This is a genomic window from Kitasatospora sp. NPDC022785 (assembly GCF_055561295.1).
In genome coordinates this window covers 19,184-32,323 of record NZ_JBVHHB010000046.1, presented here as the reverse complement: position 1 = coordinate 32,323, position 13,140 = coordinate 19,184, and the positions used below count along the sequence as shown (strand labels likewise).

The 13,140-nt window shown below is 72.1% G+C and carries 10 protein-coding genes; 7 read left to right on the top strand and 3 right to left on the bottom strand.

Annotated features, from left to right (window positions below; translation table 11 throughout):
• Positions 1-243 precede the first annotated feature (243 nt).
• Complete coding sequence (locus tag ACZ3YO_RS38790; protein ID WP_465578858.1) at positions 244-1,191, bottom strand: terpene synthase family protein; 948 nt, start codon at positions 1,189-1,191, stop codon at positions 244-246.
• 286 nt (positions 1,192-1,477) lie between these two features.
• On the opposite strand from ACZ3YO_RS38790, the gene ACZ3YO_RS38785 reads away from it, so the two are divergent.
• On the top strand, positions 1,478-4,594 hold the full coding sequence (locus ACZ3YO_RS38785; RefSeq protein ID WP_465578856.1) for an ATP-binding protein: 3,117 nt from the start codon (positions 1,478-1,480) through the stop codon (positions 4,592-4,594).
• A gap of 172 nt (positions 4,595-4,766) precedes the next feature.
• Complete coding sequence (locus tag ACZ3YO_RS38780) at positions 4,767-5,849, top strand: aldose epimerase family protein (RefSeq protein WP_465578854.1); 1,083 nt, start codon at positions 4,767-4,769, stop codon at positions 5,847-5,849.
• Here ACZ3YO_RS38780 and ACZ3YO_RS38775 read toward each other — a convergent pair.
• On the bottom strand, positions 5,842-6,405 hold the full coding sequence (locus ACZ3YO_RS38775; protein ID WP_465578852.1) for a GNAT family N-acetyltransferase: 564 nt from the start codon (positions 6,403-6,405) through the stop codon (positions 5,842-5,844). The two genes, ACZ3YO_RS38780 and ACZ3YO_RS38775, sit on opposite strands and share 8 nt — an antisense overlap.
• Positions 6,406-6,712: 307 nt before the next feature.
• On the opposite strand from ACZ3YO_RS38775, the gene ACZ3YO_RS38770 reads away from it, so the two are divergent.
• The 5 genes from ACZ3YO_RS38770 (at position 6,713) to ACZ3YO_RS38750 (ending at position 12,834) form a co-directional block, all read left to right on the top strand.
• A complete protein-coding gene (locus tag ACZ3YO_RS38770; RefSeq protein ID WP_396320112.1) occupies positions 6,713-7,990 on the top strand; it encodes an extracellular solute-binding protein in 1,278 nt (425 codons plus the stop codon).
• A gap of 111 nt (positions 7,991-8,101) precedes the next feature.
• Complete coding sequence (locus tag ACZ3YO_RS38765) at positions 8,102-9,106, top strand: carbohydrate ABC transporter permease (protein WP_396320113.1); 1,005 nt, start codon at positions 8,102-8,104, stop codon at positions 9,104-9,106.
• Positions 9,107-9,149: 43 nt separating this feature from the next.
• Positions 9,150-10,055: a sugar ABC transporter permease gene (locus ACZ3YO_RS38760; RefSeq protein ID WP_465545167.1), complete on the top strand. Its 906-nt coding sequence runs from the start codon at positions 9,150-9,152 to the stop codon at positions 10,053-10,055.
• A gap of 33 nt (positions 10,056-10,088) precedes the next feature.
• On the top strand, positions 10,089-11,789 hold the full coding sequence (locus tag ACZ3YO_RS38755) for a glycoside hydrolase family 13 protein (RefSeq protein ID WP_465545169.1): 1,701 nt from the start codon (positions 10,089-10,091) through the stop codon (positions 11,787-11,789).
• Positions 11,790-11,814: 25 nt separating this feature from the next.
• Positions 11,815-12,834, top strand: a complete 1,020-nt coding sequence (locus ACZ3YO_RS38750) for a LacI family DNA-binding transcriptional regulator (RefSeq protein ID WP_465545171.1) — start codon at positions 11,815-11,817, stop codon at positions 12,832-12,834.
• Positions 12,835-12,893: 59 nt separating this feature from the next.
• On the opposite strand, the gene ACZ3YO_RS38745 is transcribed toward ACZ3YO_RS38750, so the two are convergent.
• Positions 12,894-13,094: a hypothetical protein gene (locus ACZ3YO_RS38745; protein ID WP_465578848.1), complete on the bottom strand. Its 201-nt coding sequence runs from the start codon at positions 13,092-13,094 to the stop codon at positions 12,894-12,896.
• Positions 13,095-13,140 lie beyond the last annotated feature (46 nt).

The following is a 13,140-nucleotide window of genomic DNA, read 5'->3' as shown; positions in this document are numbered from 1 at the left end:
GGCAGGCCCGGACGCGCCCGGAGATGCCCCGGGCAGGCCCGGACGCGCCCGGAGGTGCTTTGGGGTGGGCCTGGACGCGCCCAACGGTGTCCCGGGCAGGCCCGGACGCGCCCGGAGATGCCCCGGGCAGGCCCGGACGCGCCCGGAGGTGCTTTGGGGTGGGCCTGGACGCGCCCAACGGTGTCCCGGGGCTCCGGACAGCCCCGATGGGGGCCGGGCGGGCCGATCCGGGCCCGGGCGGGTTCAGGCGGCGATGTAACGGCCGGTCCGGGACTCCCAGTTGAGGTATCCGGCGAGCCAGGTGACCAGGCCGTCGGCGTAGCGCTGGGCGACGGCCCGTTCGACCCGCGCCAGGCCCAGCTCCCGGTGGACGTCGGGGAGCCGGTCATACAGCTCGCGGCAGCGCTCGACCATCAGCTGGGCCTCGTCCATCACCACCGCGCAGGCCTCCTCGGCCGAGCAGCGGCGCTCCCGTTGCACGATCATCACCAGGTTGTTGACGTCTCCGCGCGGTTCCTCCAGCGGGAACGAGCGGACGTCGTTGCTGAGCGAGGGGATGTCGGCGGCGAGCTGGCGGATCTGGCGGAGCACCGGGTGGTGGAGGACGGCGGCGGGTACCTCGTAGTGGCCGAGGCGCTCCGCCATGTCGAAGATGGTCTCCATCGCGGCGGTGCCCCGGCGCAGGGTCAGGTAGCCGTCGCGGTCCGGCGGCCGCTCGGAGATCCGGCCGGCGGCCTCGGCGGGGTGGCTGGCCAGGTACCACTCCCAGTTGTAGGCGGCGCGCGCCTGCCAGCGCGCGGGCATGCCGCGCACGCTGCGCTCCCAGAGGTCCGCGAAGGCGGTCTCGACGGCGGAGCCCGGGTCGGGGCGGGCGCCGTGAAGGACGGCGATGAGCCGTTCGCAGATCGGGGCCACCTCGGCGGGCCGGCGGCCGAGGGGGCCGTCGAACTGGTCGTCGAAGAGGAAGTAGAAGCCCATCAGGTCGGCGGCCAGGGCGAGTTCGTCCGGCCCGGAGTCGGGGTAGCCGAGGGCGGCGAGGTCCACCACGTCCCAGTGCGCGTAGGAGGGGTGCGCGGGGTCGGGGAGCAGTGGGTGCCGGGTCAGCCACTCGCGGTGCAGTTCGGTGGCATACGGCCCGTGGGGACTGCGACGGTGCGGGAACGGAATCTGAAGTGAGGTGTCGTCAGACATCGGACTCCCGGTGCGGCGGAGGGTGGGGGCGCTGGTGGTGCTGGGTGTGGGGGGAGTTGGGGGAGGGACTCGACAGCGCGGGTCCGAAATGGCAAGATCAACTAGCCTGGAGGGCCGTAGAGTATCCGATGCAATGATCGGACGTTAGGGATATAGGGCAATTGCCCTTGGCAAGCAGTCCGAACCCTCAATCTCCGTCCCAGCCTGGGCGAACACCGAACAGCACGCCCCCCGCGGCGCTAATCTCGGCTCCACGAGCAGGGTACGGCGAGGCGGAGGCACGACGGTGACCGAGCAGGGACACGAACTTCGGGCGGGGGCGGGTACCGGAGGGCGGGAGTCGGACGCCGCACCGAGCCGGGTCAGGCTGCGCGACCGCGATGCCGAACTCCGGTCGGCCGAGGCCGCGGTGGAGAAGCTCTGCCGCGAATTCGCCGCCGGCGGCACCGAGATCGGCGAGCTGCTCACCTTCTCCGGCCGGCCCGGCATCGGCAAGACCAGCCTGCTGCACGAGGTCCGCCGGATCGCCAAGCTCCGCGAGGGCGCCACCGTCCTGTTCGCCCGCGGCGGCGAGCGCCAGTCCAACGAGCCGTACCACGTCCTGCGCCAGCTGCTCCAGCCCGTCCTCGGCGGCCTCGCCCCGTCCGAGTTCCGGCAGGTCATGGGCACCTGGGAGGAGGTCGTCGGTCCGGCCATGGGCCTCAAGCAGCCGAAGGCCGGTGCCCGCCGGCTCGACCCGCAGGGCGTGCGCGACGGCCTCGACTACGTCCTCACCCAGCTCGCCCCGCGCCGGGCGCCGCTGGTGATGATCGTCGACGACCTGCACTGGTCCGACCTCGAATCGCTCGCCTGGCTCTCCCAGTTCGCCCTCCGCGCCAGCGAACTGCCCGTCCTGCTGGTCTTCGCCTACCGGGACGACATCGCGGACTGGCAGCCCGAGGCCCAGGAGCACCAGGCCGCCGTCACCGCGCTCGCCACCCGCCGGCACGAACTCGGCCGGCTCACCCTGGTCTCCGTCACCGACATGGTCCGCGCCGAGCTCGGCGACAAGGCCGAGGACGCCTTCTGCTACGAGTTCTGGAACGTCGTCAGCGGCAACCCCTTCGAGGCCGTCGCCCTCCTGGACCAGGTCCGTGACCAGGAGCTCGACCCGGTCGAGGAGAACTCCCAGCAGCTGCGCGAACTCGCCGTCGACGCCACCGGGACCACCCTCACCGGCTGGCTGGAGCGGCTCGGCGCCAGCACCCTGCGGTTCGCCTGGGCCTGCGCCATGCTCGGCACCGACATCCGGCCCGACCTCGCCGCCCGGATCTCCACCCAGAGCCCCGAGGGCTCCCGCGAGTCCATCAAGCAACTGCGCAAGCAGCGCGTCCTCACCCAGACGCCCAACGGGAACCTCGAGTTCGTCCACCCGCTGATCGGCAGCTCGATCTACAACACGATGAAGGAGTCCACCCGGACCGGCATGCACGGCGTGGCCGCCGCCGAGATCGAGAACGCCGGGCTCGGCCTGCTCGCCGCCTCCCGCCACCTGGTCGAGACCTTCCCCGGAGAGGGTGACGACCGCACCGTCCGCAAGCTGCGCCGCGCGGCGAGCGAGCACCTCCTGATCGGCGCCCCGGAGGCCGCCCAGCGCTGCCTGCACCGCGCCCTCGCCGAGCCGCCGGACGACGACATCCGCGCCGAGGTGCTCTACGAGCTGGGCTGCTCCGCACTGCTGACCGACCCGATGGCCACCGTCAACCAGCTGAAGCTCGCGCTCGACCCCGAAGAGGGGCCGCTGCGCCCCTCGCTCCGCGTCGACGCCACCTTCCGGCTCTCCGAGGTGCTGGCGCACAGCGGCCAGCTCGGCGAGGCCGCGCGGGTCTGCCAGGAGGAGGCCGAGCAGACGGTCGACGATCCGGCCGGGCGGCTGCGGCTGGAGGCCGCCTCGTTCATGTGGCACGCCTACCGCAAGTCCGAGGAGGACGGGCCGGCCCGCTCCGAGCGGCTGGGCGCGCTCTGCCGCAGCCTCACCGGCCGCGAGGCCGCAGACCGGGCCGTCCTCGCGCTGCGCGCCTGGGACCTCACCCTGCGCGGCGAGTCCTCCGCCGAGGTGCTGCGCCACGCGGACCAGGTCCTCGACCAGGGCCGGCTGCCCAAGGGCCTCGGCTGGACCGACAACACCTGGGGCTTCGAACTGCCCGCCACGCTCGGCCTCGCCTACACCTACAGCGACCGCATCGCCCAGGCCGAGCGGCTCTTCGGCGACGCCATCGTCCAGTTCGAGATCGCCGGCTGGAGCGGTGCCCACCGGGGCTTCGCCTACTTCCTGATGGGCCTGGCCCGGTTCCGCCGCGGTCTGCTCGCCGAGGCGGAGGACTTCCTGCGCCGGGCCCTGCGGCTCTCCGAGCGGATCGGCCCCAAGCTGCCGCTCGCCTGGGACGCGGTCGGCGTCCTGGTGGACACCCTGATCGCCCGCGGCCGTATCGACGAGGCCTGGGACCTCGCGATCGGCTTCGGGTTCGGTCCGCCCTACCACGCCACCGCGATGGTGCTGCCCGACGCGGCCTCGCTCTACGGCAAGCTGCTGCTCGCCAAGGGGCGCAACGCCGGGGCCGCCGCCGCGCTCACCGAGGCCGGCGCCCAGCTGGACGCCCGCGGCTGGCACAACACGGTCTGGGCGCCCTGGGCCGGCCACCTCGCCATCGCGCTCGCCGAGGACGAGCCCGAGCGGGCCCGCGCGTACGCCCAGCGCTCCGTCCGGGACGCCCGCCGGTTCGGCACCGCCTCGGCCATCGGCACCGCGCTGCGGCTGCACGCCGAGATCGAGGACGGCCAGCAGGCGGTCGAGCTGCTGGAGGAGGCCGTGCGCCACCTCGGGCAGTCGCCCGCCGGCTACGAGCACGCCGTCGCCCTGGTGGACCTCGGGGCCGCGCTGCGCCGGGTCGGCCGGCTGGAGGACGCCCAGGAGTTCCTCTACCAGGGCATCGAGCTGGCCCAGCACTGCGCCGCCGACGGCCTGGTCGACCGGGCCCGCCGCGAGCTGGCCAACTACGGCCTGCGGCCCAACCGCCTCGGCGACGTCCGGGAGATGCTCAGCCAGCCCGAGTGGGACGTCGCCCGGCTCGCCGTCCGGGGTGTGCCGCCGCAGCGGATCGCCGAGGAGCTGGGCGTCCACCTCAGCCTGGTCAGCCGTCGGCTCGCGGCCGTGTACCGCAAGGCGGGCAGCGGCCCGGACGGCCTTGCCTCGGCACTCGGCCTGCCGCCCGAGCAGCGCGACGGTACGCCGGAGCGGCGCGAGGGTCCGGCGCAGAGGCGTGAGGGCGCGGCGGACCCGCAGGGTGGCACGGCGGAGCGGCCCGAAGGCACGGCGGAGCGGCCCGAAGGCACGGCGGAGCGGCACGACGGTACGTCGGAGTAACGGCGGCCTTTTCGAGGGGTCGGCGGACGTAGGCGCGACGGCGGCGCGCGGGGCGGCAGGAGCGCCCGCGCCGCTGCCCCGCTGACTACGCTGGCCCACGGGGCCGCGAGCCCCGGACGGACCCGGTACCAGGGGGTCGCGGTGTGCCGCGGCCGCCAGTGAGGAGCAGGCCATGGCGACGCCCCCGGCGAACGGGTCGCAGGAGACCAGCGTGCGGCGCGAACCCCTCGAACCCTCGGGCGCGGGCGCCGCGATCGAGCGCTGGACGCTGCGGGCCGGCCCGTACGAGGCGAGCGTGCTCAGCCTCGGCGCCACCCTGCACACCCTCATCGCCCCCGACCGCGCCGGCCGGCCCGCACAACTGCTGCTCGCCGGCGACCGGCTCGCCGAGATCCTCGGCCCGGCCCGGCACTACGGCACGGTGGTCGGCCGCTACGCCAACCGCATCGACGCCAGTAAGGTGACCATCGACGGCGAGGAGCACCCGCTCGCCCCGACCGGCGGCGGCGTCACCCTGCACGGCGGCCCGGACGGCTTCGCGCACCGGATGTGGGAGGCCCGGCCGCTGCCCGACGGCGTCCGGCTGCACCTGCACAGCCCGGACGGCGACCAGGGCTTCCCCGGCGCGCTCGACGTGACCGTCGACTACACGCTGAGCGCCGCCGGCGAGCTGGTGATCGGTTACCGCGCGACCACCAGCAAGCCGACCGTCCTCAACCTCACCAACCACGCGTACTTCAACCTCGCCGGCGAGGGCAGCGGCGACATCCTCGGCCACCTGCTGACCCTGGACGCCGACGAGTACACCCCCGCCGACCACCGGCAGATCCCGTACGGGCGGACGGAGCCGGTGGCCGGCACGCCGTTCGACTTCACCACCGCGCGGCCGATCGGCAAGTCGGTGCACGACGAGCACCCGCAGCTGACCGGGCCCGGCGGCTACGACCACAACTGGGTGCTCCGCCCGCGCCCGGCCGACGGCACCCCGGCCCGGGCGGCGCTGCTGGAGGACCCGGCCAGCGGCCGCACCCTGGAGGTGCTGACCACCGAGCCGGGCGTGCAGGTCTACACCGCCAACAAGTTCCAGGGCGCGGTGACCGGCGCGAGCGGTGTGCCGTACGGGCCGTTCGCGGGGATCGCGCTGGAGACCCAGCACTTCCCCGACTCGCCGCACCACCCGGCATTCCCGAGCACCGAGCTGCGCCCGGGCGGGGAGTTCCGCTCGACCACCGTGCTGCGGCTGGGGATCAGCTAGGTCCTGTCCGGCGGGCCGTTCGGCGCGCGCCCGGCAAGACCGGCGGGACGACCTCACCGAGCTCCCTGCGCATGCAGAGCCGGGGCCAGCGGTCGAGCCCGTGCTCGGCCTCCCGGCGGCGGATCTCCCGCAGGCCGGGGGTGACCTCGGCGCCGTCGAGCGGCCGGAAGCCCAAGCGGGCGTAGTAGGGGGCGTTCCAGGGGACGTCGGCGAAGGTCGTGAGGGTGAGGGCGGGCGCGTCGGTGCCCGCCGCCAGGTGCTCGATCAGCGCCCGGCCGATGCCGTGGCGGGCGTGGCCGGGGTGGACGGAGACCTGCTCGATGTGGAGCGCGCCGTCCACCGGCTCGGCCAGCAGGTAGCCGACGGGCTCGCCGCCGTCCTCGGCCAGGGCGACCAGCACGGCGCCCTCGTCCAGGTAGTGCGCCAGCTCGTCGACGGTGGGCGGGTCGTCCTCGGCGATCTCCGGCATCCCGATGGCGGCGAACGGTGCCCCGGCGGCCCGTTCCAGCTCGCCCAGCAGCGGCAGTTCTTCCCTGGTGGCGACTCTGATGCGCATGGGGACCAGTCTGCTGCAAGACATTTCCGCAACGCAGCGTATTAACGGCGGGGCCCACACCAGGGTGAATCGGACAAATCACAGCGGAAGTGCCGCCCGTGAACTACCGTGCGGCCACGTCCAGGACACGCGGGCGTAACGATCCCCATTTCTTGCAGAAACTTGCTGCAAGGACTTTCGGTGATGATTGCGCCGCTGTTAACTTCCTTCCGAGCCCGACGGCAGCAACGGTGCGGTCGGCACGAGGCAGCCATTATGCGCCTGTCTCACAACATCTCGGGCACCCCCACCCTCCCAAGGAGTTCTCATGCGGCGTGGCATCGCGGCCTCTGCCCTCGTTGTGGCCCTCGCGGTCTCGATGGCTGCCTGTGGCAGCAGCGGCTCCAGCTCGGACGGCAAGGCCGACGGGCCGGTCACCCTCACCTACTGGGACACGTCGAACGCCACCAACGAGGCCCCGAACTACCAGGCTCTCGTCAAGAAGTTCGAAGAGGCCAACCCGAACGTCAAGGTCGACTTCGTCAACGTGCCGTTCGACCAGGCGCAGAACAAGCTCCAGACCGCCATGGGGGCCAAGGGCGCTCCGGACGTGTTCCGCTCCGAGGTCGGCTGGACCGCCGCCTTCGCCAAGGCCGGCTACCTGGAGCCGCTGGACGGCACCGCGGCCGCCGCGGACGCCGGCGCGTTCCAGCCCAGCCTCGTCCAGCAGGCCAAGTACGAGGGCAAGCTCTACGGCGTCCCGCTGGTCACCGACACCCTGGGCCTGCTCTACAACAAGGAGCTCTTCACCAAGGCCGGCATCACCGCCGCCCCCAAGACCTGGGACGAGCTGAAGACCGCCGCGGCCGCCGTCAAGGAGAAGGCCGGCGTGGACGGCTTCTGGCTGAAGGCCGCCGACGGCTACTACGCGATGCCGTTCCTGTTCGGCGAGGGCACCGACACCGTCGACGCCGCCGGCAAGAAGATCACCGTCACCTCGCCCGAGGCCGTCAAGGGCATCGAGACGTACAAGACGATGTTCACCTCGCCGGGCACCGCCAAGGCCGACGTCACCACCGACGCCTACGCGCACATGATGGACGCCTTCAACAGCGGCAAGGTCGCGGCGATCATCCAGGGCCCCTGGGAGATCACCAACATCTACAAGGGCACCGCGTTCGCCGACAAGAACAACCTCGGCATCGCCCCCGTCCCGGCCGGCTCCGCGGGCAAGGCCGGCGCCCCCACCGGCGGCCACAACATCTCCGTCTACGCCGGTTCGGACAAGGCCCACAAGGCCGCGGCCGAGAAGTTCGCCGCCTTCATGACCTCTGCCGAGAGCGAGTCGTTCATCGCGCAGAAGAACTCCACCCTGCCGACCCGCGCCGACGCCTTCACCCCCGAGGTCAAGGCCGACCCCGGCATCGCCGGCTTCCAGGCCGTGCTCACCAGCGCCCGGCCCCGCCCCGAACTGCCCGAGTACAGCTCGCTGTTCGCCTCGCTCGGCACCAACCTCGGCAAGGTGGTCCAGGGCACCGGCACCCAGGACGGCCTGAACACCGTCGCCACCGACTACGCCAAGCTCCTCCCGGGCTTCGCGAAGTAGCACCCCTGAAGCCGTCCGGCCCGCCGCCACCTCCCCGGCGGGCCGGACGGCCGGACCCGTAGCAGCAGTCGCCGTAGCGAGGCGGCGGACCTCCCCGAGAAGGTGTCGAACATGTCAGTCGCCGTGCAGGGCGCCACCGGCCAGGGCAGCCGGGAGCGCGATCCGCGTCCGGGCCTGATGGAGCGCCTCAAGCGCTCGTACGCCAAGCACTGGTACGCCTACGCGATGATCGCGCCGGTCGTGCTGGTGCTCGGCGCACTGGTGCTCTACCCGCTCGCCGAGGGCATCTGGCTCACCCTCACCGACGCCAACAGTCTCAACGCCGCCCGCAAGATCGGTGTCAACGAGATCCCGGCCAGCTACCACTTCGTCGGCTTCGACAACTACGCCGACATCCTCTGGGGCCCGGGTTCGTACGACCGCTTCTGGTCGCACTTCGTCTGGACCATCGCCTGGACGGCGCTCTGCGTCTGCCTGCACTACACCATCGGCCTCGGCCTCGCCCTGCTGCTCAACCAGAAGCTGCGCGGCCGCGCGGTCTACCGCATGCTGCTCATCCTGCCCTGGGCCGTGCCGACCTTCGTCACCGTCTTCTCCTGGCGCCTGATGCTCGCCGACGGCGGCGCCGTCAACGGTCTGCTCTCCGCCCTGCACCTGCCCGAACCCGGCTGGCTGGACGACCCGCTGGCACAGAAGGCCGCCGCGATCCTGGTCAACACCTGGGTCGGCGTGCCGTTCATGATGATCTCGCTGCTCGGCGGGCTGCAGTCGATCCCGGCCGAGCTGTACGAGGCCGCCGAGATGGACGGCGCCACCGCCTGGCAGCGGTTCCGCCACGTCACCCTGCCGGGGCTGCGCACCGTCTCCTCCACCGTGGTGCTGCTCGGCGTGATCTGGACGTTCAACCAGTTCGCCGTCATCTTCCTGCTGTTCGGCGCCAACGGCGCGCCCGACGCCCAGCTGCTGGTCACCTGGGCCTACCGGCTCGGCTTCGGCCAGCAGCCCCGGGACTACGCGCAGTCCGCCGCGTACGGCGTGATCCTGCTGTCCATCCTCATCGTCTTCACCTCCTTCTACCGGCGCTGGCTCGCCCGCAACGAGCAGGCCAACGGCTGACGCCGACCGGTAACCAAGCGACTCACGAAGGCAGGTAACCCCGATGAGCACCACCACCGAACGACCCACCGCCCTCGCCGCCCCGGCGGCGGCCGCCAAGCAGGTCAAGTCCCGTCGTCGCGGTGAGTCCAGCCCGCTCGGCAAGGCGCTGGCCCACGGCACCCTGATCCTGGCCAGCCTGATCGCGCTGTTCCCGGTGGTCTGGATCCTCTACGTCTCGCTCGGCCCGGACAAGACGGACTACCTCCACCCCGGCGAGATCCTCGACAAGATGACCCTGTCGAACTACCACACGGTGCTGTTCGACACCGACTTCTTCACCTGGTTCGGCAACGCGTTCCTGGTCTCCGGCGTGACCACCGTGTTCGGCGTGCTGATCGCCGCCACCACCGGCTACGCCGTCTCCCGGATGCGCTTCCCCGGGCACAAGCCGCTGATGTGGTCGCTGCTGGTCACGCAGATGTTCCCGATCGCGGTACTGATCGTGCCGATGTACACGATCCTCTCCGAGCTCGGCCTGCTGGACAGCTACGCCGGCCTGATCCTGGTCTACTCGACGACCACCGTGCCGTACTGCGCCTGGCTGCTGAAGGGCTACTTCGACACCATCCCGGTGGAGATCGACGAGGCCGGCCGGGTCGACGGGCTCACCCCGATCGGCACCTTCTGGCGGCTGGTGCTGCCGCTCGCCCGTCCGGGCCTGGCGGTCGCCGCGTTCTACTCCTTCCTGACCGCCTGGGCCGAGGTGGCCTTCGCCTCCACCTTCATGCTCAGCTCCGACAAGTACACCCTGGCCGTCGGCCTGCAGACCTTCGTCAGCGAACACGACGCCCAGTGGAACCTGATGGCGGCGACCGCAGTGCTGATCGCGATCCCGTCCTCGGTTCTCTTCTACCTGGTGCAGCGTCACCTGGTCACCGGCCTGACCGCCGGTGCCTCCAAGTCCTGACCTGCCGCTCTCTAGTCCCAAGGGATACCGTCCATGACCCAGAACCTGGCCGACACCTCCCGGCCCGCCGCCGACGCCACCGCTCACAAGGCCAGCGCCGGCGCGTCCAGAGGCTGGTGGCGGGACGCGGTCATCTACCAGGTGTACCCGCGCAGCTTCGCCGACTCCAACGGTGACGGCATGGGTGACCTGCCCGGCATCCGCAGCCGCCTGCCCTACCTGCGCGACCTCGGCGTGGACGCCGTCTGGCTGTCGCCGTTCTACGCCTCGCCGCAGGCCGACGCCGGCTACGACGTGGCCGACTACCGCGCGGTGGACCCGATGTTCGGCAACCTGATGGACGCCGACGGGCTGATCCGCGACGCCCACGCGCTGGGTCTGCGGATCATCGTGGACCTCGTCCCCAACCACTCCTCCGACCAGCACGAGTGGTTCCAGCGTGCCCTGCGCGAGGGTCCTGCGTCCCCTCTGCGCGAGCGCTACCACTTCCGTCCGGGCAAGGGCGAGAACGGCGAACTGCCGCCCAACGACTGGGAGTCCATCTTCGGCGGCCCGGCCTGGACCCGCTCGCAGAACCCGGACGGCACCCCCGGCGACTGGTACCTGCACCTGTTCGCCCCCGAGCAGCCCGACTTCAACTGGGAGAGCCCGGCCGTCGCCGACGAGTTCCGCTCGATCCTGCGGTTCTGGCTGGACATGGGCGTCGACGGCTTCCGGATCGACGTCGCGCACGGCATGGTGAAGGCCCCCGGCCTGCCCGACCTCGGCGGCGCCGACCAGCTCAAGCTGCTCGGCAACGACGTCATGCCGTTCTTCGACCAGGACGGCGTGCACGAGATCTACCGCAGCTGGCGCAAGATCCTCGACGAGTACCCGGGCCAGCGGATCGGCGTCGCCGAGGCGTGGACCCCGACCGTCCAGCGCACCGCCAACTACGTGCGCCCCGACGAGCTGCACCAGGCCTTCAACTTCCAGTACCTGGGCACCTCCTGGGACGCCGCCGAGCTGCGCGAGGTGATCGACGTCTCGCTCGACTCGATGCGCCCGGTCGACGCCCCCACCACCTGGGTGCTCTCCAACCACGACGTCACCCGGCACGCCACCCGGTTCGCCAACCCGCCCGGCCTCGGCACCCAGATCCGCACCGCCGGCGACCGCGAACTCGGCCTGCGCCGGGCCCGCGCCGCCACCCTGCTGATGCTCGCGCTGCCCGGCTCCGCCTACGTCTACCAGGGCGAGGAGCTCGGCCTGCCGGACGTCACCGACCTGCCCGACGAGGTCCGCCAGGACCCGTCGTTCTTCCGTCAGGCCGGCCAGGACGGCTACCGCGACGGCTGCCGCGTCCCGATCCCGTGGTCCGGCACCGAGGCCCCGTACGGCTTCGGCCCGGTGGCCGGCGGCCCGAGCTGGCTGCCGCAGCCCGCCGAGTGGGCGCAGCTCAGCGTCGAGGCGCAGACCGGCGATCCGACGTCGACGCTGGAGCTGTACCGCAGCGCGCTGGCCGTCCGCCGCGCGCAGGCCGACCTCGGCGCCGGCACCGGCGTGGAGTGGCTGGACAGCCCCGAGGGCACCCTGGTGTTCCGCCGCGGCTCCTTCGTCTGCACCGTGAACACCACCGCCGAGCCGGTCCGGATACCGGCCCCCGGCCGCCTGTTGCTCTCCTCCACGGACGCCGTGGTGGACGGCGGCGAGACGGTGCTCGCTCCGGACAGCACCGACTGGTGGGCGGTCTGACGTGGTTGCAATAGGCTCTGGGACCGTGACTACGGCGCGACTATCAGACATCGCGGCGCAGGCGGGGGTCAGCGAAGCCACCGTCTCCCGCGTACTCAACGGCAAGGCGAACGTCTCCGCCACCACCAGGCAGACCGTGCTGGCGGCGCTGGACGTGCTCGGCTACGAGCGGCCGACGCGACTGCGCCAGCGCAGTGCGGGCCTGATCGGGCTGATCACGCCGGAGCTGAGCAACCCGATCTTCCCCGCGCTCGCGCAGGTGATCGAGCAGGTGCTGAGCCGGCACGGCTTCACGCCGGTGCTCTGCACCCAGACGCCCGGCGGCTCCACCGAGGACGAACTGGTGGAGATGCTGGTCGACCGGGGCGTGGCGGGCATCGTCTTCGTCTCCGGCCTGCACGCGGACACCACCGCCGACCACGACCGGTACGCCCGGCTGACCGGCCGGCAGGTGCCGTTCGTACTGATCAACGGCTTCAGCGAGAAGATCGACGCGCCGTTCATCTCGCCGGACGACCGGGCCGCGATGTGGATGGCCGTCCAGCACCTGGCCGAACTCGGCCACGAGCGGATCGGCCTGGCCGTCGGGCAGCGCCGGTACGTGCCGGTGCTGCGGAAGATCGAGGGCTTCACGGCGGCCATGCGCGAGGTGCTCGGCAAGACGCAGGAGGAGGCCGAGGCGCTCGTCCACCACACGCTGTTCAGCGTGGAGGGCGGGCATGCGGCGGCCGGCGCGCTGCTCGACAAGGGCTGCACGGCGATCGTCTGCGGCAGCGACATGATGGCGCTCGGCGCGATCCGCGCGGTGCGCCAGCGCGGGCTCCTGGTGCCGCACGACGTCTCGGTGGTCGGCTTCGACGACTCGCCGTTGATAGCGTTCACCGAGCCGCCGCTGACCACCATCCGCCAGCCGGTCGAGGCGATGGCCACCGCGGCCGTCGACGCCCTGCTGGAGGAGGTGGGCGGGGACGCCGCCCAGCGCGGGGAGTTCATGTTCCAGCCGGAGCTGGTGATGCGCGGCTCCACGGGCGCCGGCGCCCGCTGAACGACAACGACCGGGGCCCGGAGAGCGGATTGCTCTCCGGGCCCCGGTCGTCGCGTTGTTCAGCCGTCCTGGGCGATCGGGCGGTCCGGGCTCACCCGCCGGTCGTCGGCGGCGTCGCCGGTCCGGGTCTCCGTGTGCCGGCCCCGGGCCAGGTAGTCGCGCAGGACCAGCTCGACGGCGTCCTGCGGGTTCTTGGTACCGGCGAGCATCATCACGTCGATGGCGAGATTGGCGTCGAGCGTGACGGTGATCTGGGCCATGGAGACTCCTTCTCGGGTGCGAAGCAGCAGCATGCCCGCTGCGCGC

Coding starts and splice junctions, on each gene's coding strand:
- ACZ3YO_RS38790 (WP_465578858.1), bottom strand. CDS start 1,191: ATGTCTGACGACACCTCACTTCAGATTCCGTTCCCGCACCGTCGCAGT.
- ACZ3YO_RS38780 (WP_465578854.1), top strand. CDS start 4,767: ATGGCGACGCCCCCGGCGAACGGGTCGCAGGAGACCAGCGTGCGGCGC.
- ACZ3YO_RS38775 (WP_465578852.1), bottom strand. CDS start 6,405: ATGCGCATCAGAGTCGCCACCAGGGAAGAACTGCCGCTGCTGGGCGAG.
- ACZ3YO_RS38770 (WP_396320112.1), top strand. CDS start 6,713: ATGCGGCGTGGCATCGCGGCCTCTGCCCTCGTTGTGGCCCTCGCGGTC.
- ACZ3YO_RS38765 (WP_396320113.1), top strand. CDS start 8,102: ATGTCAGTCGCCGTGCAGGGCGCCACCGGCCAGGGCAGCCGGGAGCGC.
- ACZ3YO_RS38760 (WP_465545167.1), top strand. CDS start 9,150: ATGAGCACCACCACCGAACGACCCACCGCCCTCGCCGCCCCGGCGGCG.
- ACZ3YO_RS38755 (WP_465545169.1), top strand. CDS start 10,089: ATGACCCAGAACCTGGCCGACACCTCCCGGCCCGCCGCCGACGCCACC.
- ACZ3YO_RS38745 (WP_465578848.1), bottom strand. CDS start 13,094: ATGGCCCAGATCACCGTCACGCTCGACGCCAATCTCGCCATCGACGTG.